The sequence below is a fragment of the Spirosoma litoris genome (genome assembly GCF_054776755.1).
In genome coordinates this window covers 40,712-59,876 of the sequence record NZ_BAAHBI010000039.1, presented here as the reverse complement: position 1 = coordinate 59,876, position 19,165 = coordinate 40,712, and the positions used below count along the sequence as shown (strand labels likewise).

At 48.8% G+C, this 19,165-nt stretch carries 15 protein-coding genes; 6 read left to right on the top strand and 9 right to left on the bottom strand.

Going from position 1 to position 19,165, the window contains the following annotated elements; translation table 11 throughout:
- Positions 1 to 22: 22 nt before the first annotated feature.
- The 3 genes from ACYVGR_RS24155 to ACYVGR_RS24145 form a co-directional block, all read right to left on the bottom strand.
- Positions 23 to 622 carry an HD domain-containing protein gene (locus ACYVGR_RS24155; protein ID WP_460961570.1) on the bottom strand — a complete coding sequence of 200 codons (600 nt, stop codon included), beginning with the start codon at positions 620 to 622 and terminating at the stop codon, positions 23 to 25.
- Positions 623 to 784: 162 nt separating this feature from the next.
- Positions 785 to 1,246 (bottom strand): hypothetical protein, encoded by a 462-nt coding sequence (locus ACYVGR_RS24150; RefSeq protein ID WP_460961568.1) that lies wholly within the window; start codon positions 1,244 to 1,246, stop codon positions 785 to 787.
- Between the two features lie 155 nt (positions 1,247 to 1,401).
- A complete protein-coding gene (locus ACYVGR_RS24145) occupies positions 1,402 to 1,800 on the bottom strand; it encodes a c-type cytochrome (RefSeq protein ID WP_460961566.1) in 399 nt (132 codons plus the stop codon).
- 174 nt (positions 1,801 to 1,974) lie between these two features.
- On the opposite strand from ACYVGR_RS24145, the gene ACYVGR_RS24140 reads away from it, so the two are divergent.
- Positions 1,975 to 2,712: a class I SAM-dependent methyltransferase gene (locus ACYVGR_RS24140; RefSeq protein ID WP_460961564.1), complete on the top strand. Its 738-nt coding sequence runs from the start codon at positions 1,975 to 1,977 to the stop codon at positions 2,710 to 2,712.
- A 25-nt stretch (positions 2,713 to 2,737) separates the two neighbouring features.
- On the opposite strand, the gene ACYVGR_RS24135 is transcribed toward ACYVGR_RS24140, so the two are convergent.
- Entirely contained in the window at positions 2,738 to 4,267 is a 1,530-nt protein-coding gene (locus ACYVGR_RS24135) for an Ig-like domain-containing protein (protein ID WP_460961562.1), read from the bottom strand.
- A gap of 79 nt (positions 4,268 to 4,346) precedes the next feature.
- The gene (locus ACYVGR_RS24130) at positions 4,347 to 6,038 is read right to left on the bottom strand and encodes a VRR-NUC domain-containing protein (RefSeq protein WP_460961559.1); all 1,692 of its coding nucleotides are present in this window, start codon (positions 6,036 to 6,038) and stop codon (positions 4,347 to 4,349) included.
- Positions 6,039 to 6,067: 29 nt separating this feature from the next.
- Here ACYVGR_RS24130 and ACYVGR_RS24125 point away from each other — a divergent pair, with 29 nt between their 5' ends.
- The 5 genes from ACYVGR_RS24125 to ACYVGR_RS24105 all read left to right on the top strand — a co-directional run bounded on the left by ACYVGR_RS24125 (position 6,068) and on the right by ACYVGR_RS24105 (position 10,136).
- Positions 6,068 to 7,045: a DUF2157 domain-containing protein gene (locus ACYVGR_RS24125; RefSeq protein WP_460961557.1), complete on the top strand. Its 978-nt coding sequence runs from the start codon at positions 6,068 to 6,070 to the stop codon at positions 7,043 to 7,045.
- Positions 7,032 to 8,222: a hypothetical protein gene (locus ACYVGR_RS24120; protein WP_460961555.1), complete on the top strand. Its 1,191-nt coding sequence runs from the start codon at positions 7,032 to 7,034 to the stop codon at positions 8,220 to 8,222. The genes ACYVGR_RS24125 and ACYVGR_RS24120 overlap by 14 nt, the downstream gene beginning before the upstream one ends.
- 43 nt (positions 8,223 to 8,265) lie before the next feature.
- Positions 8,266 to 8,460, top strand: a complete 195-nt coding sequence (locus ACYVGR_RS24115) for a type II toxin-antitoxin system VapB family antitoxin (RefSeq protein ID WP_460961553.1) — start codon at positions 8,266 to 8,268, stop codon at positions 8,458 to 8,460.
- Positions 8,460 to 8,867, top strand: coding sequence for a type II toxin-antitoxin system VapC family toxin (vapC, locus tag ACYVGR_RS24110; protein ID WP_460961551.1), 408 nt, complete (start codon positions 8,460 to 8,462; stop codon positions 8,865 to 8,867). Before ACYVGR_RS24115 ends, vapC begins: the two co-directional genes overlap by 1 nt.
- 81 nt (positions 8,868 to 8,948) lie before the next feature.
- Complete coding sequence (locus ACYVGR_RS24105; protein ID WP_460961549.1) at positions 8,949 to 10,136, top strand: phosphoglycerate kinase; 1,188 nt, start codon at positions 8,949 to 8,951, stop codon at positions 10,134 to 10,136.
- A gap of 195 nt (positions 10,137 to 10,331) precedes the next feature.
- Here the strand turns inward: ACYVGR_RS24105 and ACYVGR_RS24100 are convergent, their stop codons facing one another.
- The 4 genes from ACYVGR_RS24100 to ACYVGR_RS24085 all read right to left on the bottom strand — a co-directional run bounded on the left by ACYVGR_RS24100 (position 10,332) and on the right by ACYVGR_RS24085 (position 19,160).
- On the bottom strand, positions 10,332 to 12,611 hold the full coding sequence (locus tag ACYVGR_RS24100; protein ID WP_460961547.1) for a family 20 glycosylhydrolase: 2,280 nt from the start codon (positions 12,609 to 12,611) through the stop codon (positions 10,332 to 10,334).
- 163 nt (positions 12,612 to 12,774) lie between these two features.
- Positions 12,775 to 15,318, bottom strand: coding sequence for a carboxylesterase family protein (locus ACYVGR_RS24095; RefSeq protein WP_460961545.1), 2,544 nt, complete (start codon positions 15,316 to 15,318; stop codon positions 12,775 to 12,777).
- 154 nt (positions 15,319 to 15,472) lie between these two features.
- A complete protein-coding gene (locus ACYVGR_RS24090) occupies positions 15,473 to 17,536 on the bottom strand; it encodes an alpha-L-fucosidase (RefSeq protein WP_460961543.1) in 2,064 nt (687 codons plus the stop codon).
- A 151-nt stretch (positions 17,537 to 17,687) separates the two neighbouring features.
- Positions 17,688 to 19,160, bottom strand: coding sequence for an alpha-L-fucosidase (locus ACYVGR_RS24085; protein ID WP_460961541.1), 1,473 nt, complete (start codon positions 19,158 to 19,160; stop codon positions 17,688 to 17,690).
- Positions 19,161 to 19,165 lie beyond the last annotated feature (5 nt).

The following is a 19,165-nucleotide window of genomic DNA, read 5'->3' as shown; positions in this document are numbered from 1 at the left end:
AATTTACATTGAAAAAGCGGCCTTATAAAGCCGCTTTTTTTAGTATACCCCGTTCAACGCTATCATTTAGGAGTTGCTCGGCATATTGCCAGATGGTAGCAGACCCATAGTTAATAACCTGCTTCTTTGCGTAAACTTCGCTATAATCGACACCAAACTCCTGCCAGGTACCGCCATTGTTGGATGCGTTTTGAAGTAAAGGTTCCAGTCGATCCATAGCTCTGGCAAACTTGGCTTCATCGGTTTGGCTAGCCTCAAATTCTTCCCAGATCTCGATAAATTCGGTAGCTTGTTCGGCTGGTAACAGGCCAAAAATACGTTCGGCGGCTAGGCGCTCCTCGTCAGTATTCGTATGGTTTTTTTGGGAATCGTAGATAAACGTGTCGCCAGCATCAATCTCGACAATGTCGTGGATCAAGAGCATTTTCAACACTTTCAACAGATCGATGGGGGTATTTGCGTGTTGCACCAGCACGATAGCCATCATTGCCAGATGCCAGCTGTGTTCAGCGTCATTTTCGTTTCGGTCGCTGTTGAAGAGCTTTGTCTTCCGTTGAATGTATTTGATCTTGTCGATCTCTTTGATAAATTCAATTTGCTTTAGTAACTGATCTGGCTGCATTGTAGACGGATTGAAAGTTGCCCTAAATCAGATTCAGGAATAATTCCAGGCTCTATAAAGTTAACCGCTCTTTGCATAAAAAAAGTCCCAACCTCAGATCTGTTAAGTTGGGACTTTTTTGGGTTATATCTGGAAACTTAAGTTTTTACCAAATGCCTTGGTTTAGGGTAGCTTTTCTCGAAGAATTTGTAAGATAAGTTGCTGACCTGTCTTAACGTCACTTAATTCCTGTTGAAACTGATCAAAGCGGTTATTGATATTCACTGTTAGTTCAGCCAACCCTTTGGCAGTAATTGCAACAGTACGTTCAATGCCAGGTATTTTGGCTACTTGCTGTTCAATGCCAGGTATTTTGGCTACTTGCTGTTCGATACCAGGTATTTTGGAGACTTGCTGCTCAATACCAGGTATTTTGGCTACTTGCTGTTCGATACCAGATATTTTATTTTCAATACCCGGTATTTTAGCTACTTGTTGCTGAATATCAGCTAGTTTACTTTCAATACCTGGAATTTTGGATACTTCGTTAATTATCTGGCCGTTGCCTTCAATCAGGCGGTCGACTTTCTGCACGAAGTCAGCTAGTACAGGTTCTATCTGGTTAAGTCTCTTGTCGGGTGTCATGGAAGCAAATATAAGTAAAATGTTGACTTATGGTGACATTGAAGTAGGTAGTATTTTAGAATAAAATAAATCATCTGTTAGTTGTTCATGCAAAAAGGCCATTCCCGAATGAGAATGGCCTTTTTGATTTATTAGAAACCAAATAAGAAAGCAACTTAGGCTGTTTTCTTCGTCGTTTTCTTGGTCGTGGTTTTCGTTTTCTTGGTGCTTGTCTTTGGACTATCGTCGAGCGAATTGATCCAGGTAGCCAGTTTCACTGCGTCTTCCTTAGGCACTTGGGTCATTGGTGCCATTGGGGGGTAACCTGGCCAGTGCGAAGGATTAGGTGTATAAATCAACTTCACAATTTCATCGACAGAATATTTTTTCTTGGCTACATCAGCATACGCTGGTCCAACCAGACGCTGATTAGGGCGGTGGCAGGCGATACAGGTGTACTTTTGCATCAGGGCATTCATATCTGCCGGAATATCGGCTGGTGCCTGAGCGTTAGCGTCGAAAGAGGCAACGGCGAGCGCAGCCGAAGCGATAAGAATGCCAAACGTTTTTTTCATGAGAATCGGGTAAACAATAAATGGACGAATTGATTGATAATCGGCCTATAGGTCAGTCTCGCAAAAATAGACGGTTTCAAACGATAACCCAATTTTGACTGCGCTTTTTCCTATTAAACCAAACATTAGACAACTATTCGTTTAAAACGTTTAAAATTTGCGAAAACAAAACCTATGCAACCTCTCGATCGCTTCTCTGGCCACGCCAACTTATACGCCCAATACCGAATCGACTACCCTGTCGAATTATATGATTTTGTGCTCTCATTGGTTGGGAATCGACAAAATGCCTGGGATTGCGCCACTGGAAACGGGCAGGTCGCGGGGGCATTAGCCGCTATGTTTGATCAGGTAGAAGCTACCGATATTAGCGAAACGCAACTCCTTCTGGCTGTTAAAAAGCCGAATATTAACTACCAGTTAAGCACCGCCGAACAAACTCCCTTTGCCAACCAAACCTTCGATTTAATTACTGTAGCACAGGCATTGCATTGGTTCAATGTTGATGCTTTTCATCGGGAGGTTCGCCGAGTAGCAAAACCTGGCGCTGTGATCGCTGAGTGGGGCTATAGCTTGGTACTGCTCGGATCAGACCTTGACCCAATTTTGCTGGATTTCTACCGAAACCGCATTGGCCCGTACTGGGACCCACAGCGGAAATTCATCGATAATGCCTACGCTACCTTGCCGTTCCCGTTTACCGATGCACAACGAGCCGAATTCACGGCCCGGCGCGTTTGGTCGTTGGAGCGCTTTCTGAATTACCTGCGTACCTGGTCGGCAGTGCGGCAATACATTCATGAGAATGAAGAAGACCCCGTCAACTGGCTGGGAGAAGCGCTGAAGCCAATCTGGGGTGATACCGAACGTGAGCTTCAGTTTCCGATTTTCCTGCGGGTTGGGCGGGTGTGAAGAAATCGATGTAAGTCGATAATAGTCAATGGTCAGTGCCCAGCCGTACACGACTGCCCATATCCGTATTTAATTGCCCGCCTGCATCATAACTCAATAATCCGGCCTGAGCCTGATAATCTATGGGTAAGTTTACGGCATGTCGTAACCGAACCGCATCAGCACTAGTCGGAATTTGATTGGTCGACCATATTGTGGGGTCGTTCCAGCCGCCCGGCTTTATAGAATAAATCACGTCCCGACTACTTTGGCTAATGGTAATAGTGGCTATCGATGAACAGCCGTTAACGGCGGTAGCTGTCACTGAGTAGACTCCGGCAGTATTGATTGTAATAGTTGGCATTGTCTCGCCAGTTGACCAGGACAGAGTAGAAGTGGATGAGGTAGCTGTTAAGGCAAGGCTAGTTTGAGAAGGCGTAAGTATTGCCTCACCTGCGTCAATACTTACCGTTGGTTTGGGCATGATTGTGACATTGATTGCTGCTCTTGGGCCTTCACAAAAATTGATCGTTTGACTGACGTAATAATTAAACGCACCTAGAGTCGACGTTGGTGGAATAGGGGCTATCGACGAAGCGGTTCCTCCGCTGGCCGAAGCGCCATACCAATTCAAAATTCCTCCTGTGCTTTTGGTAGCTATTAAAGGAGAAGCTTGGCTCCCTTGGCAATAAGTGACGGAACTAACGGATGGAGCAATAGGGAGTGGGTTAACTATGACCGAAATTGATGCCCGTGGCCCCTCACAGCCATTGACAGTTTGACTGACGTAGTAACTGAACGTACCTGGAGTTGACGTTGGTGGAATAGGCGCTATTAACGAAGCGGTTCCTCCTACTGATGTAGTATACCAATTGAGTACTCCTCCACTGTTTGCAATAACAGATAAAACTGGAGCTATGCTGCCTTGGCATAAAGATATTGCATTAGAGATGGGGGTAGGTGTTGTCGGTATAGGCCTAACAATAACACTAATAGATGCTCTTGGCCCTTCACAACCATTAACAGTTTGACTGACGTAGTAATTGGTTATGCCTACTATTGAAGTAGATGGAATAGTTGGTGTTGAGCTAGCTATTCCTCCGCTAGCAGTACCATACCAATTTAAGGTCCCACCAGCACTAGCTGTAGCTGCCAGGGGTGAAGAAGTTGTCCATTGGCAATAAGAGACAGCACTGTTAATCGTAGGGGCTATTGGAGCTGAATTTACTGTAACCAAACTGGTACTGGTATAACTCGTGGATGACGGCGTGTTTAGGGTAAGCCTGATTGTATAACTTCCCGATGCCTGGGTGGTAGCGAGGGGAATCGTTACAGTAAGATTATTTCCTCCGGATATAGTTTGCAGTTGTTTCGGTGACCCAAAGTCTGTTGAATTAGCGCTGTAGAGATAGGTATAAAGTGTTCCTGATTGAAGACTATTATACGTGACGGTGACAGTAGAACCCGCGCAGGCTGAGGTTGGGGTAACGGAGGTAATGGTAATTTGAGCCTGTACTAGTTGACAATAGATTAACAATCCGGTCAGTAGGACAGCCAAGCGTACAGGTAAGGTCATGCAGGAAGGAATTCGTGAAGGTGGATAGCTGAGTGGGTGAATCAACGTTTCAAACGTAAAAGTAGAACTGAGTCTACTTTTACGCAAGCTCCCAAATTACCCGCACCACTTTCCCGCGTACACCAATTGTCTGGAAAAACTCCAGCCAGTGCAGTTGTTGTGGACCCAAGTGATCGGTGGGTGATTTGACTTCCACAAAATCATAGTCACCCTGTTCATTCCAGATGAGAAGATCGGGAAAACCGCGCGTATGTTCGCGGACATTACGCGCCATTTCGAGTAAAATCAGGCGAAGTTGCTCCACGCTTAGTAGCTCAATCATGCGTTGCACAAGCGTGATCAACTCATCCGACCAGTCGACCAGTACGTTGGTAATGCCGTATTTAGCGTTGAACATCCGGCCCGTATGGCGTCGCCAGTCGTCTTTCGTTTCGAGTTCGGAAAGGCGTTTTTTTAAGAGGTCTTCGCGCTTTAGGTAAAAATCGGGTAGGTAAAAGTCCGATGGAGCCCGTTGGAGCGGATGATGAATGGCCGATACGTTGGCATCGTAAATGATGTCCCAGAAAACCAGTCCAAACAGACCACGCCAGGGGTAATTTTCGGTGAACGCTGCATCAAAGTCCTGCTCCAGGTAATAATTCATAACGCCCGCTTCGACATGATGACGGTAGGTAGCCGGAATACTCACACTTTCGGCGTCCGACAAAAAGCGGGTAGTGGCTTTACGAGTTCGTTTTTTCTCGCTCAGACCCAGAATTTTCTCGCGGAAATCGTTCGCAAAGTAACGTTCTTCGGCATTCAGTGGATTGATGGCAATTTCGTCGCAGAGGGCAAGTGCTTCGTCGATTGCTCCGTTTCGGAATAGCAACCGAACCCGGCGTTCACGAGCCGGAACCCGGTCGGAGAGTTCGTAAACGGATAAAGCCTGCTCGGGTAGTTTCTGTCGCTCCAGATAAGCCCCAACCCGGCAAACTAACTTCTGATAGCCCGGAATCGCAATTTCGGTGAGTTCGGGGCGGGTTTCGTTCCAGTTTAGAAACCAGTTATAAATATCGTCGGCGGGTGTTTCGGCTTCTTTAAGTTCGTAAAATTCCTCGTTCGTGAGCGATATCAGGAGTTTATCTTCCACCTCTTTCCGGGTACGGAATCGGGCCGTTAGCTTGCTTTCGTCGTATCGTTCGAAGTTCACCATGCCCAAATCGCGAATCACGAACTCGGTCATGCTACTACCGCGATTGCCGAAAAATAGGTATTTGACCATCATGCCTTCAGCCTCGAAATTCATCTTGACGACCGTCTCGCGCGTGGTCAGGCTCGTAACAATCTCACCAAAATCAAGTTCGTTTAATGCATACCGTACAACACCTTCTTTCTTCTCTTTGGCAAGTGCTTTGGTTTCTTCGGGCTCTAGGGGCAGCAGGTCGAGGAGTTCGGGCTTCGTAAAAACACTCAGTGCGGCCTCTCCCATAATAGTGTGGCTGGCTGATAGGCGCTCAATGAATCCAGCGCCGAGAAGTTCGCCAACGGCTGCCGGTAAGTCACTTATTTCGGTGTACTGTAGTTTTTGAGTGCGAAAAAAGAGTCCTTTGCGGTTGCTGAAACGAACGTACAGGCACTGTGCATCGAGGCTCAACTCCTCGAATCGGCGTACAAAATCCCATTCGGCCTCGTTCAGCAGACCGCCATAGAGTCGTTTGACAAAGTCCAGCACGTAGCGGAAATTGTCGAGGTAATAGCGAGGGGTAAGAATAATTTTCTGTCGTCCAACCATACTAACAAGTAACAAAAAAATAGCTAGTTATGTCCCCAACCGATGTACTAAACGAACTCAATAAGAAAGGTATTTTGTCGGCTAAACAGCAGACTCAACTAGCCGAAATTGAGCTAAAAAAGCCGTTTTCTTTGCATTGGGAACTTCGGGCCATGTTGTACGTCGGCATCCTGCTGTTGAGTTCGGGATTGGGTCTTTTAGTGTACGATAATTTCGATCAGATTGGGCACGGCGCTTTGCTGGCAACGATCGCGCTGGCTTGTGCTGGCTGTTTCTATTTTGCCTGGCGAAACCGGTCCGAGTGGTCGCCGAACGAAACCAAGAGTCGGTCAACCTTCGGCGATTACGCCCTGATTTTAGGATGCCTGTTGTTTCTAACACTCGAAGGGTACGCTCAATACGCATACAATGTGTTTGGAGAGCGCTATGGGTTGGTTACGTTATTGCCCGCTTTGCTGTTTTTAGCATTGGCCTATTGGTTCGATCATCGAGGAGTTCTGGGTATGGGACTAACAGCCCTGATTTCGTGGGTTGGTGTCACGGTACGCCCATTGGAACTCTATTTCAAAACAAACTTTTTCGATCAGGATACGGTCTTTTCGGCCCTTATTCTGGCACTCGTTCTGATCGGAGCTGCTTTGCTGCTCAATCGGCAGCGAATCAAACCGCACTTCACCTACACTTACCTCACCATGGCTGGAAACTTACTGATGATCGCTTTGCTGGGTGGGCTGTTCAATTTTGAGGGCGTACGCTTGTGGTTTGCGGTAGGACTAGGAATCGCTTGTTTCGCTTTCGATTGGTATTCGCGACAGGATAGCTCTTTTTTGTTTTTATTGATGGCAACTGTCTACGGATACATTGGCACTACGTACCTGTTTTTTCATTACATGGATTTCGCTAGCGACGAGCCTTATTTCTGGTATTTCATTGTAACAGGTATTGCTTTAGTGTATTACTTGATGAGCCAGTTTACCAAACGAATTCGCACTAATGAAAGCGTATAACGAAGAATGGATCTGCAATCGAGAGATTCTGGAACAGGCTGAGCGGTGGCATCGACAGAAGTTACTGTCCGATGAGCAAATGACGGCTGTGCGTAAAGCGTATCCGATGGAATTTCGGCAAACGAACGGCTTTCTCGAAATCGGATTGTTTCTGTTCACGACAGTAGCCATTCTGGCTTGTTACCTATTGCCTGCCAGTATGTTCTCATTATTCTCCGAATCGTCAATAACCTATGGTGTCTATAACATTGTCTTTGGGATTAGTATAGGGTTGATAGGCCGATTGATTATCAACCAGCGGCTACTATACCGAAACGGAATTGATAATGCATTTGTGGTCACGATGGCAGGCTTGTTGGCGTTCGGCTTTAATCAATTTCTACCCGATGGTCTTTCGCTAAGCATTCATTGTTTCCTGACTCTGCCGTTGTTGTTACTCATTCTTTGGTACTATGGCGATACCTTAATTGCCTTTTTTACACTAGCCACTTTCTACACCGCCATTTTCGACGGATTGATTAAATACAGTTGGGGGAAAGATGCCTTACCGTTCGTTATGACAGGCGTTTCGCTTATCCTTTATATAGTTGTGCGTCAGATTGCCATTCGGAACTCCAGGCAAGTATATTATGCCGATCCCTTGAATCTGGCACAGTGGGTTGCGTTGATCGTACTAGCTGCCAGTAGTAACTATTTTGTCGCACGGGAATTGAATGGATTACTAATCCGACCGAATCTATTCGGTTCCAGACACGCAGAAGCGCCCGAAATAGGACTTCCCTGGTTGTTTTGGTTCCTGACGTTTGGGGTTCCGGCCGTGTATCTCTGGCAGGGTTTGGTTAAGAAAAACAGAATGTTGCTCATTCTGGGTACTCTGGGCCTAATTGCCGTCGTGGCAACTGTACACGACTACACGGCTCTGGTACCGCTCAACGTTGCCCTAACAATTGGCGGGCTGGTATTGATTGGAATAGCCGTGCTTAGCATTCGATACCTACGTCAACCAACACATGGTTTTACGGATTCGCCCGATGATGATTCACCGGATGAGTTTTTTGTGAATGCGGCCACCGTTGTGGCTGTTCAGGCTACGGGCTCGACTCATCATGCACCCAAAAACGACCTCCGATTGGGCGGTGGCGACTTTGGCGGGGCCGGAAGTGAAGGGAAGTATTGATGTGTATAGAAAATGATATATTTGTGTATAGATATAGAAAACGATGAGAACAAATATTGACATCAGTGATAAGTTGCTTGAGGAAGCAATGCAGTTGAGTCAGGCCAAAACCAAAAAAGAAGTGGTTGAACAAGCCCTGGAGAACTATGTGAATATGCTCAATCGCAAACAGATTTTAGACTGGCCAGGCAAAGTTCACTGGGAGGGCGATCTTGAACAAATGAGAACCGGAAAATAATGGAGCCAGTTCTTGTAGATACCTCAGTTTGGATTGATTACATCCGACAACGTGATGTTGCACAGGCTCGCCTATTGCAAAAATATTTACGTTTATCTGATGAGAGTATCTACATGACTGCTACCATTGTGCAGGAGATTTTACAAGGCGTTTATGAAGATTCATTATTCAATCAGGTTAAACGAAATCTATTGGCTTTGGCAATTTTGAAACTCGACCCTGTTGAAGCTGCCATTGAAGCTGCTACGTTATACCGAACTCTTCGCAAAAAAGGAGTAACGATTCGTAAGCCCAACGATTGCCTAATTGCCCATTACGCTATATTTTACGATATTCCCGTTCTACATAACGATATCGACTTTGACCAAATCGCCCGTTTTACGGCCTTACGCATAGCTAAAGCTTAGTCGTAATCGTAAACTTCGCGTTCACGTCTCCCAAAAAACTGCTAAGTTTGGCCTCGCAAACCAACGACCATACGCAGTCGCATGAAAACCGTAGACTCCTACAACTTTGCTGGTAAGAAAGCCCTTGTTCGGGTAGACTTCAACGTACCCCTCGATAAGGCGTACAACATCACCGACGATACTCGTATTAAGGCAACAATTCCAACCGTCATGAAAATCGTGAATGACGGTGGATCGGCCATTCTAATGTCGCACCTGGGTCGGCCAAAAGGTGGCCCTGAAGAAAAATATTCGCTTAAGCATCTGTTGCCTGCGTTAAAGGAAGCTTTTGGTCGTGAAGTGAAATTCGCTGACGATTGTATCGGTCAGTCGGCTGCGGATTTGGCCGCCAGTCTGCAACCCGGCGAAATTCTGTTGCTCGAAAACCTTCGTTTTTATAAAGAAGAGGAAAAAGGCGATGTAGACTTCGCGAAAAAACTCGCCAGTCTGGGCGATGTTTGGGTGAACGATGCTTTCGGAACCGCTCACCGTGCGCATGCCAGCACAGCCGTAATGGGTCAGTTCTTTACGGATCGCGTGGCGGGTTATGTGATGGAAGCAGAGTTAGCCAATGCTAAAAAAGTACTGGAAAATGCGGAGCGCCCGTTCACAGCAATCATGGGTGGTGCTAAAATCTCTGATAAAATCCTGATTATCGAGAAATTACTCGATAAGGTAGACAACCTGATTATCGGTGGCGGTATGACCTATACCTTCACAAAAGCACAGGGCGGTAAAATCGGGAAATCGCTACTCGAAGCAGATAAACAGGATTTAGCGCTTGAGTTGCTGAAGAAGGCAGAAGAAAAGGGTGTGAAAATTTACATGCCGCTGGATAACCTCTGCGCCGATGCCTTCTCGAACGACGCTAACCGGCAGATTGTTGATACGGGCGAGATTCCTGATGGTTGGGAAGGCTTGGACATCGGCCCTAAAACCATCGAGCTGTTTAGCGATATTATTGCTAAGTCCAAGACGTTGCTCTGGAATGGTCCAATGGGTGTGTTCGAATTTGAAAACTTTGCCAAAGGTACCAATGCCATTGCTGAAGCGGTGGTAAAAGCGACTGAAGAAAACGGCGCGTTCTCGCTCATCGGTGGTGGCGATTCTGCCGCAGCTGTTAACCAGGCTGGCTACGGTGACCGCGTAAGCTACGTTTCAACAGGCGGTGGTGCCTTGCTGGAATATATGGAAGGGAAAGTGTTGCCAGGTGTAGCAGCGTTGGAGTAGAGATCTTCTGAATTAGTAAAAAAGGTAGATACAACAATAGCCCACCGATTGGTACCAAATGGTCCGATCGGTGGGCTTTATTTGATGGATAGGCTAATCTAATCGATCAAAGACAAGTTCCACCTTCTGGTCTTGGCCAAGCCGCTTTGCTGTGGGAAAGAACCAACAGGCTAGGAGTGATGCTAAACCGCCAAATCAGTGTGTAAACCAGCTATCGGGAATGTCCATTGGCTCCGAGCCGTTCAGGCTATATTTTAGCTTTAGTGTGAATCCGCCACCACCTTCAATAAAATCGGCTTCGAATGGGTGAGCGCCTTTCTGTAAAGCAACCTGACCACTTTTTTCAATGGGGAAGTGATTACCGTCGTTATCAACTACCATCCGGTCAGCAATGCGGAGAATCCCACCGTCGTCGCAGGTGTAGAAGAAGCTGTAGACACCCGTTTCCGGTACGGTCAAATAGCCTCGAAACTGAATCCCGAAGCTAGGCGCGTTTACCGATTTTGGTACCACAACGTTGTTGATAACATAGGAGCTATCAGCGGTTTGCTGCTTCATCAATTTCGTCTCCTTGAAATACTTCTTAAAATAGAGACAGCTCAGGCCAGCAACCGAACTAGCTGTGCCGACGGGCGTTGCGTAGGTTTGCTGTTGATAGCGTAACGAATACACATCGCCCCGAATGCCCGATGGCGTAAAGGCAGCAACGTTGACAGTCTGTGGTTTTGATATGCTTAACTCCGTTGGTAATTCGGTAGACGTTGCCTGCGGTTGCGATCCGTCGATTGTGAAGCGCAGGATGTAGCTGTCCAATGGCTTTTTGATGCGCAGCGTTGCTTTGTCGACAAACACGTTTTCTTCGGCAAAGCCTGTCAGGTCGGGCAGGCGGTAATGAATGCCTAATTGCTCCATCCGCAGAAAGTGCTGTAGCAGCCGTTTCTGATACGATGGGAAGTCTTTTTTCGCGGTCCAGACTACTTCCGAGAGCGCCGTCATGCGGGGCATGGCCATGTAATCCGCGCGGTTTTCGGTCGGAATGTATTCGGTCCAGATGTTGGCCTGAGCACCCAGAAACTGCTTTATTTGCCCAGCGGTCACACCTTCGGGCACAACGGCGATGTTGTACACATTCTCAACCGACTGAATGCCTGGAGGACTATCGAAATACAGGTTGCTCACCGGCGTCATGACCACATCATTCCCATTCTGAGCGGCTTTCTGGGGAGCGTTTTTCACCCAGCTACGCCAGTACATAACGGCTGTAGAAGGCTTGAGGCCACCTTCAAGGGCGTCGTCCCAAACCATCAGTTTCTTGCCTTTCGATTGGACGAATTTTTCGATCCGATGCACAAAATAGCTCTGTAATTCTTCGACATTTTTGATGTTCTCCCGTTTCATCAACTCCTGGCAGGCCGACGACTGTGCCCAGGTTGATTTCTCAACTTCATCGGCCCCGATGTGCACGTACGGGCTTGGAAACAGAGCAATCACTTCGCTCAACACCGCTTCCATGAAGGTGTACGTTGGTTCGTTGCAGGGGCAAATGGGTACCGAAAATGTTTTACCCCAGCCTTCCTGACCCGTGCAACTCAGAAATGGATAGGCTTTAATGGCTGCGGTGAGGTGGCCGGGCATGTCGATTTCGGGAATAATTTCGATGTGTCGGGCGGCTGCATAGGCAATCAGATCGCGCATTTGGGCCTGCGTGTAAAAGCCTCCATACTGCGTTTGCCCATTCTGTTGACGGATAAATTGCTTGGGAAGATCGAAGTCAGGGTTAGTAACAGCCCGTTTCAGAACAACCGAATCTTGATTATTGAACGTACGCCAGGCTCCCTCGCTGGTTAGTTTAGGATAGGCTTTGATTTCCAGTCGCCAGCCCTGATCGTCGGTCAGGTGCAGGTGAAATTTATTGAATTTATAAAGCGCCAGTCGGTCGATGAATTTTTGTAAGTACTCCATCGAATAAAAGTGCCGCGACACATCGAGGTGCATACCCCGCCAGGCATAGGCCGGTTGGTCGTGAATCTGAACCGCCGGAAGCATAATTGATGCTAACGGCTGACCGGGTTTTTCAATCGTCACCGGAAGTAATTGGCGGATAGTTTGAACTGCCCGGAACATTCCTGCCGGCTGGCTGGCTTTCAGCGTTACTTGTTGCGGAGTGATCGTTAGATAGTAGCCTTCTGAATTCGTGAGCGATGCGTCGTGCTGCAGTACGATTTTGGTTCCTTTGGCCGTACCAGACAGTCGTTTCCCCAACCCCGACTCCAGCAACGTCTGCAACTGTTTCGCTTCATTACTAAATCGACTATCCTGCACAACCAGCGCCGTCTGTGCCGTTATAGTGAATTGCCCCGACGCCGGAACAAGCGATGTAGGGTACGGAATTAATGGATAGCGTTGAGCAACGTCCTGCGCCTTGACGGATAATGTTACAAACAGAACGAGCAATAGAGAATGTAAGCGGGTCATTGGAAATGTAAGATTATGTTTCTTTTTCGACAGGATTTACAGGATGAACAGGATGTTTTCTTGTGTTATCACTCGGTCAAATCAAACGAAAGCGCAGGATTTGTAGAAAAAAAGAATCCTGTTAAATCCTGTAAATCCTGTCGGAAAAACCTGTCAGCCGGAGTTATTCCGTTCCGTTTTTCTGGCCATTGACCGTATACTGTTCTGGCGCGAGTTTCCAGTCATTATCAAAGAAGCCCGCCATCCGAACACCTTTGCTGCCATCCCGAACCATGTCCAAGCCGAAAATCATAAAATCGGGGAAACCGCTGGCTCCGGCAAAATACTGGTTGGCCGATGCGGCTTTCATGCCTTTCAAGCCAGTTCCGCCAATGACCGCAACCGATGCCGTTTTTGACCCCTTAATAGGCCACACAAAATAGGTCGCTAAATCATCACCCTGCCATTGCTGGCTGCCCGCCCGAATCCGATTACGTTCCAGTTGAATCGGGCAGTCGGCCAATAGCGATTGCCAGGCGGCATTGTTGGTCGCATTACCGAACAGCACCACCCCACGATCAGCGTATTTGGCCAGCGAGAAATCGGTATCGGCGATAATGTCGATAGCGCCATTGCCCCGGTAATACCAGGTTTCAGCGTCATAGCGGGCTTTTTGCCAGTTCCAGTCATTCTCTTCTTTCGTGCCCTTCGTTCCGTAGACAAACACCATGCGATTGTTGAACGCATCCTTAAAGGTGCCGTTCCGATGAGGGCCTTTCTGGGCTACATCGGGCCGTTGTGTCGGTTTCCACTGCCCATTTTCCCGCCGTAAGAATAGGGTATCCTGGGCACTGGTTGTCGTATACGTCAGCGCTGGATTACCATCGAGCGTAACGGTTATTGGCGTTTTATTGGCAAATTCATTCAGCGCCAGTTTCAGCAAGGCCACATTGGATGTTGTGCCGATAATGGCTCGTCCCTGACGGTTAAGCTGAATTCGACTGTAAAGCAACGGTTGGGTCTGCTGTTCAATCGAAGCCCATCGGTATGCCGACGAAATGCCGGGATTGGCCGTCGTGAAGTCGATGGTATTCACCGTCGAATCAACGGAAATTTTGTGCCATTTGAAGAAATCGAACAGCGGTTTCCAGTCAACACTTTCATCGCCAAACCAATGACTACCGCCGGGATATTCGTAGTAGCTCATATCGGGCTGCGACTCGCCTAACAGTTTACGCATCTGGCGAGCGTAGGTGACGGGGACTGTCCGGTCGGCATCGCCGTGCAGCACGTAAATGCCCAGCGGCTTATAGTTGCTCGTTAGTTTCAATACATCGCTCTGGTTACCGGAGCGTAACAACATCTGCTCCAACGGATCGCTGCTTCCATCGGGAATCACACCATCGGCAGAACCATATTCTTTTAAGGTTGGGTAACCGGCGCAGGGCGCAATGGCCGCCCATTTGTCGGGGTAGGTAGCGCCCAGGAACCAGGTGCCATGCCCGCCCATCGAGTGTCCGGTGAGGTAAATGTGTTGCGGATCAGGCTTAAACTGATTCCTGGCGATGCTCAACACTTCGAGCGCATCTAACCGCCCCCAATCTTCCCAGTTGAAACCGCGTGGCCGACGGTTAGTAGCGGCTACCAGATTTCCCCAGTCTTTGGCCTTGTAAGCCCGTGCCTGCCCACTGGCTTCTACGCCCGCACCATGTACCGACAGGAACAAGGCCGAGGGAGCCGTTGTGGCCGATGACTGAGGGGTTACGGCATAATATTGCAAACTGCCATCAATATGGCTCACGAAGGTCTGGCTATACGAAGCCCCGGCAGGCACAGCATCCACCGAAACCGCACCCGCGTCGAGCGACTTCCCTTTTTGCGTCAGGGATAGCTCACAAGCTTGTGGACCTTTGGCACTAACGCCACTTCCATCAAAGGTAAACGCTACTTTCCGACTTGATAGCGCTGGAATAGTGGGCAGATTGATTGTCAGGGATTTCCCGGCCAGTTTGCTGGTTAGTTGTAAGCCTGACAGCGGTGTTGTTGACGCATTAATAACAACCACAGCCCCCTGAAGTGACGTATTCGATTCACCTAGCCGAATGCTGGGCAATGTAGGATCGTCGGTGCGCAACAAAGCCGATTTACTGGGGAAGGTCAGGTTAGCGGTTATCATGACACCCCGCACGTAAAACTCATTCAGCCCTTTTTTGAGCTTTACTGGAATGTGGAGATAGCCCATGCTGTAGGCATCGCCCATATGCAGCTCGCCGTTTACATAGACGTTGCTGTTGCCCTTAATAGTAAGCAAGGCAATCTGTTCGCGGGTCGATGGATAAGTCAGATAGGTGTAGCCTCCGCCACCACCGATGCCGCCCCGTAGGCTGCCCGCTACCACACCGGGACCGGCGGGTGCCCCGCCATTTCCCCGTAAGCCTCCCCTCAGTCGCAGTCGGTTCAGGCTGTCGGCCGTAACAGGCATCCATTTAATTTCTTTCCCTTGATCGTCCGTACCAAAAACGGCTCCATCAGCTGGCGTTTTGAGAGCGCCCGTGTACATCTGATAGGCTAGCGGATCGGCATAAATCGCTTCCCGACCGTAGCGGCTTCCCGTTAAGGCAACCAGTCCCTTGGTAAAGGAATAGGTAGTTGATTCAGGCTTAGTCTGCGCCTGAAGCTGGCTTACCGAAAGCAGCGTTAGGGCAAGATGAATAAATCGATTTGACATAGTTGATGGCGTTAGCTTTGAACGTTTTTTTGTATCCCGACGCCAGGAGGGATCTCAAGCTTAATTGATACGAAACTCGAGATCCCTCCTGGCGTCGGGATGACAAAAAACACTTTATAGGATTTCAAAAGAGGTTAAGTACTTATCTTAAATATCAACGCGTAAGAACGCCCAGTTCAGCGATGGAGACCGTAGCGTCTTTTTCTCCTGTGGTTTCAAGAGCGTCGAATTTCAGATAACGTGCCGACTGCGGCTGATCAAACCGGATCGATTGCCCGACGGGGTTATTGTTGATGTTGCTGAATGCGCCCTGACTAACGGGTGCCGACCAGCTTTTCCCATCCTGACTGACCGAAACAGCGTACCGATAAACAATCCCATTCTTCCGACCATCCTGCCGGGGCAGGTACGTAAATCCTTTTAGTGATACGGTTTCCCCCAGATCAAGCACCACGGATACCGGCTCTTCACCCGTTTTGCGTTGTTGCCAGAGCGTATTTGGATTTCCATCGATCAGGCGATCCGTACCTTTAGCCGATGCCGAACCGCCAGCCGATACCACCGTCCACTTGGTCGAGCTAATGTCAAACTCCGTCGAAACAGCGCTGCTGGCCTTTTTCATGTTATCGATAAAGGCGCGGGCTTTCACGGTTCCGCCCTGTGGCATTGCAAATGGCTGGGTGAAACGATGGCTCCTCGCCGTTGGCTCCGAGCCATCGGTGGTGTAGGTAATAACCGGATCGGTGGTACGGGGGCAGACGATGGAGACCATCCCTTCTTTGCTCCGACTGATGGCTGGTGGTACGATCAACTCGGGCGCATTATAGATTTCGATATGACGAATAAGTGGGCTGGCTTTCGACTCCTCAATGCTCACCCGAATTTTACTCGTCGTGGTGGTTGGAAAACGTAGTATGCGCCGATTACCAATGGTTGTTCCCTGAGCAATTGGCTGATAGTTTCCATCCTTCCAGGCCGATACAGAGAACTTCTTCACCCGCTGCCCCAACGCAATATACTCTTCAATGAGCAATCGGTTGAGAGTAGTTTGTTTACCCAAATCAATGTCGAGCGTAGCCTGTTTGGCACCTTCGGCAGCGGCCCAATAGGTCTCCCGGCTTTTGTCCAGTATGTTGCTGGCGGCAAAGGTTGGCGTTTTGCTGAACACGCTGCTGGCTGTAATTTTCTTTCCGCTAGCCAGATTGATTGATGCTTTGTCGGTGTAGGCTTTCAATTCCATAAGCCGGGCCACGTCGTTTTCATGAACCAGCCCCCGACGGTCGACGGGAAGGTTGAGCAGCCAGTTACCATTGCGACCAATCGAACTGTAGTAAATATCGACCAGGTGTTCCAGCGATTTCACTTTATTATCTTCACTGGCATGGTAGTACCAACCCGGCCGAATGGAGCAGTTGACCTCCGTGGGCACCCAGTGCGTACCATCTTCATGACCGGGCGTTAGCTCCCAATAGTCGGGATAACCCGGATAAACTTTATCCCGATTCAGAGTAGCCCAGTTGGTTTCGCCTGCATAGCCGTCTTCATTACCCACCCAGCGAATGTCAGGACCCGCATCACTGAAAATGACCGCGTTGGGCTGGTATTTGCGTACCGTCTCGATAAAGCCGGGCCAATCGTAGACCTGCTTCTTCCCGTTAGGGCCTTCTCCATTGGCCCCATCGAACCAGACTTCAAATACATCGCCGTACTGCGTCAATACTTCTTTGAGCGTGTTTTTGAAAACGTCGTTGTACTCAGGTGTTCCGTAAGCCGGGTGATTCCGATCCCAGGGCGAGAGGTATACCCCGAATTTCAATCCATATTCCTTGCAGGCTGCCGACAGATCTTTCAGAACGTCCCCCTTACCATCGCGCCATTTGCTGTTCTTCACCGAGTGTTCGGTAAATTTGGAGGGCCACAAACAGAATCCATCGTGGTGTTTGGCCGTAATCACGATTCCCTCCATACCCGCTTCTTTCGCCACCCGCGCCCACTGCCGACAATCAAGCTGCGTCGGGTTGAACATATCAGCGGTTTCGGTTCCATGCCCCCACTCTTCGTTGGTGAAGGTGTTCATGTTGAAATGCACGAACGCGTAGTACTTCAGCTTATGCCACTGCAACTGACGCGCCGATGGCACCGCACCGAACGGCGCTGGCGTTTGGGCAACGGCCAGTTGCGACAGAAGGACAAAAAGGGTAATGAGTCGTATGTACATTGAAAAGAAATAGGTGATCTGTTTGATGATTCTCGCTTGGTAAAATCAAGCGGGAACGTGTGACCCCGATGGGGTCGGGTCATATATTTATAGAATACTCGTTATGCTATAAACATTTGACCCCATCGGGGTCATACGTGCATTCGAGCAATTATTTCTCATCCAACTTAAAAACCCAGGCTGGCTGGCTAGCCAGTAACTTCTGAGCTGCTTCCGGTAGCACAACCACCAATCCTTCTGCCGTCTTGCTGGCTTTCAAGGCTTTGGCATAGCCTAGCAGCTTTACGGTTGGTTTGCTTTGGGTAACGTTGTTGAGTGTGATGGCTGCGGGCACCGTTTCTTTCTCGGTTGGCAGGTACGTTTGGTACCTGGTTTTGCCGTTTCCGGTGTAGGCCCATTGCTTCTGCCGATAAGGCGCTACGGGTTTGGTACCATAAATCGACTCGCCGTTGACGCGCAGCCAGGCACCGATTTCCTGCAATCGTTGGTACGCTTCGGGATGCCAGTCGCCTTCGGGGCTGGGGGCGATGTTCAGAAGCAGATTGCCGTTTTTAGCCACAATATCCACCAGCGTGTGAACCAGTTTGCGGGTCGATTTGAAATTCTCTTTCGGGATGTACGACCACGAATCGCCCATTGTCATGCACGATTCCCAGGGAATGGGCATGTACGAATCAGGAATGGATTGCTCGGGGGTTACGTAGTTCTCAAACTCACCCGTTACGGTACGATCTACGACCAATAAACCAGGCTGTTTACTCCGACCCATTCCCGCGATTCGGGCCATGTCGATGTCCTGATCGTAGGGAATGGTGCGCTGCCAGCTAATAGTCGAATCGATGGTTGATGCTGGACGAACCCAACCACCATCGAGCCACAGAATGTCGATTTTCCCATAATCCGTCATCAGCTCCTGAATCTGGTTGTAGGTGAAGTCTTTGAACTGTTGCCACTTCTGCGGGTACTTTTTAGGCGCATACGACACGTTGCGATCCTTAGGTGGGAAATACGGGTCCCAGTACGAAGGGGTATTCCAGTCAGGTTTCGAGAAATAAGCGCCAACCATGAAGTCCTTTTCCCGGAAAGCATTAAACACCTCTTTGGCAATGTTACTGCGCGGATTTGAGGAGAAAGCCGTTTTCGGATCGGTGATTTTGTAGTCCGTCTGTTTAGTGTCGAACATGCAGAATCCGTCGTGGTGTTTCGTCGTGAACACCACGTATTTCATGCCTGCATCCTTGGCCGCCGTAGCCCAGCGTTCGGGGTTGAATTCCGTTGGGTTAAAGGTTGTACGGATGTTTTCGTAGGCCTTTTTGTACTCGTACCAGTTGGCTGCGTAGGGACCACGGCGTTCGCACCAGCCTTCGTCCTCGGGGCACAACGACCAGGATTCGACGATGCCCCACTTGCTATAGGTGCCCCAGTGCATGAGCAAGCCGAACTTGATATCCTGCCAGTGCGCTAGTTTCTTGCTAACCAGACTGTCTTTAGGCGGAACGTAATGGGCGTGATTTTGCTCGGAATGCTGTTGGGCCAACGTGGTGCCAGAAACCAGCAAAGAGGCTAACGTCCAGCCGTAACAGAGTGAGCGAAAATAGGTATTCTTCATGGGGGTAGGAGTCATCAGTA

What these genes read in the sequence shown, in the direction of transcription:
- ACYVGR_RS24155 (WP_460961570.1), bottom strand. Translation starts at nt 622, where the DNA reads ATGCAGCCAGATCAGTTACTAAAGCAAATTGAATTTATCAAAGAGATC.
- ACYVGR_RS24150 (WP_460961568.1), bottom strand. Translation starts at nt 1,246, where the DNA reads ATGACACCCGACAAGAGACTTAACCAGATAGAACCTGTACTAGCTGAC.
- ACYVGR_RS24145 (WP_460961566.1), bottom strand. Translation starts at nt 1,800, where the DNA reads ATGAAAAAAACGTTTGGCATTCTTATCGCTTCGGCTGCGCTCGCCGTT.
- ACYVGR_RS24140 (WP_460961564.1), top strand. Translation starts at nt 1,975, where the DNA reads ATGCAACCTCTCGATCGCTTCTCTGGCCACGCCAACTTATACGCCCAA.
- ACYVGR_RS24135 (WP_460961562.1), bottom strand. Translation starts at nt 4,267, where the DNA reads ATGACCTTACCTGTACGCTTGGCTGTCCTACTGACCGGATTGTTAATC.
- ACYVGR_RS24130 (WP_460961559.1), bottom strand. Translation starts at nt 6,038, where the DNA reads ATGGTTGGACGACAGAAAATTATTCTTACCCCTCGCTATTACCTCGAC.
- ACYVGR_RS24125 (WP_460961557.1), top strand. Translation starts at nt 6,068, where the DNA reads ATGTCCCCAACCGATGTACTAAACGAACTCAATAAGAAAGGTATTTTG.
- ACYVGR_RS24120 (WP_460961555.1), top strand. Translation starts at nt 7,032, where the DNA reads ATGAAAGCGTATAACGAAGAATGGATCTGCAATCGAGAGATTCTGGAA.
- ACYVGR_RS24115 (WP_460961553.1), top strand. Translation starts at nt 8,266, where the DNA reads ATGAGAACAAATATTGACATCAGTGATAAGTTGCTTGAGGAAGCAATG.
- vapC (WP_460961551.1), top strand. Translation starts at nt 8,460, where the DNA reads ATGGAGCCAGTTCTTGTAGATACCTCAGTTTGGATTGATTACATCCGA.
- ACYVGR_RS24105 (WP_460961549.1), top strand. Translation starts at nt 8,949, where the DNA reads ATGAAAACCGTAGACTCCTACAACTTTGCTGGTAAGAAAGCCCTTGTT.
- ACYVGR_RS24100 (WP_460961547.1), bottom strand. Translation starts at nt 12,611, where the DNA reads ATGACCCGCTTACATTCTCTATTGCTCGTTCTGTTTGTAACATTATCC.
- ACYVGR_RS24095 (WP_460961545.1), bottom strand. Translation starts at nt 15,318, where the DNA reads ATGTCAAATCGATTTATTCATCTTGCCCTAACGCTGCTTTCGGTAAGC.
- ACYVGR_RS24090 (WP_460961543.1), bottom strand. Translation starts at nt 17,536, where the DNA reads ATGTACATACGACTCATTACCCTTTTTGTCCTTCTGTCGCAACTGGCC.
- ACYVGR_RS24085 (WP_460961541.1), bottom strand. Translation starts at nt 19,160, where the DNA reads ATGACTCCTACCCCCATGAAGAATACCTATTTTCGCTCACTCTGTTAC.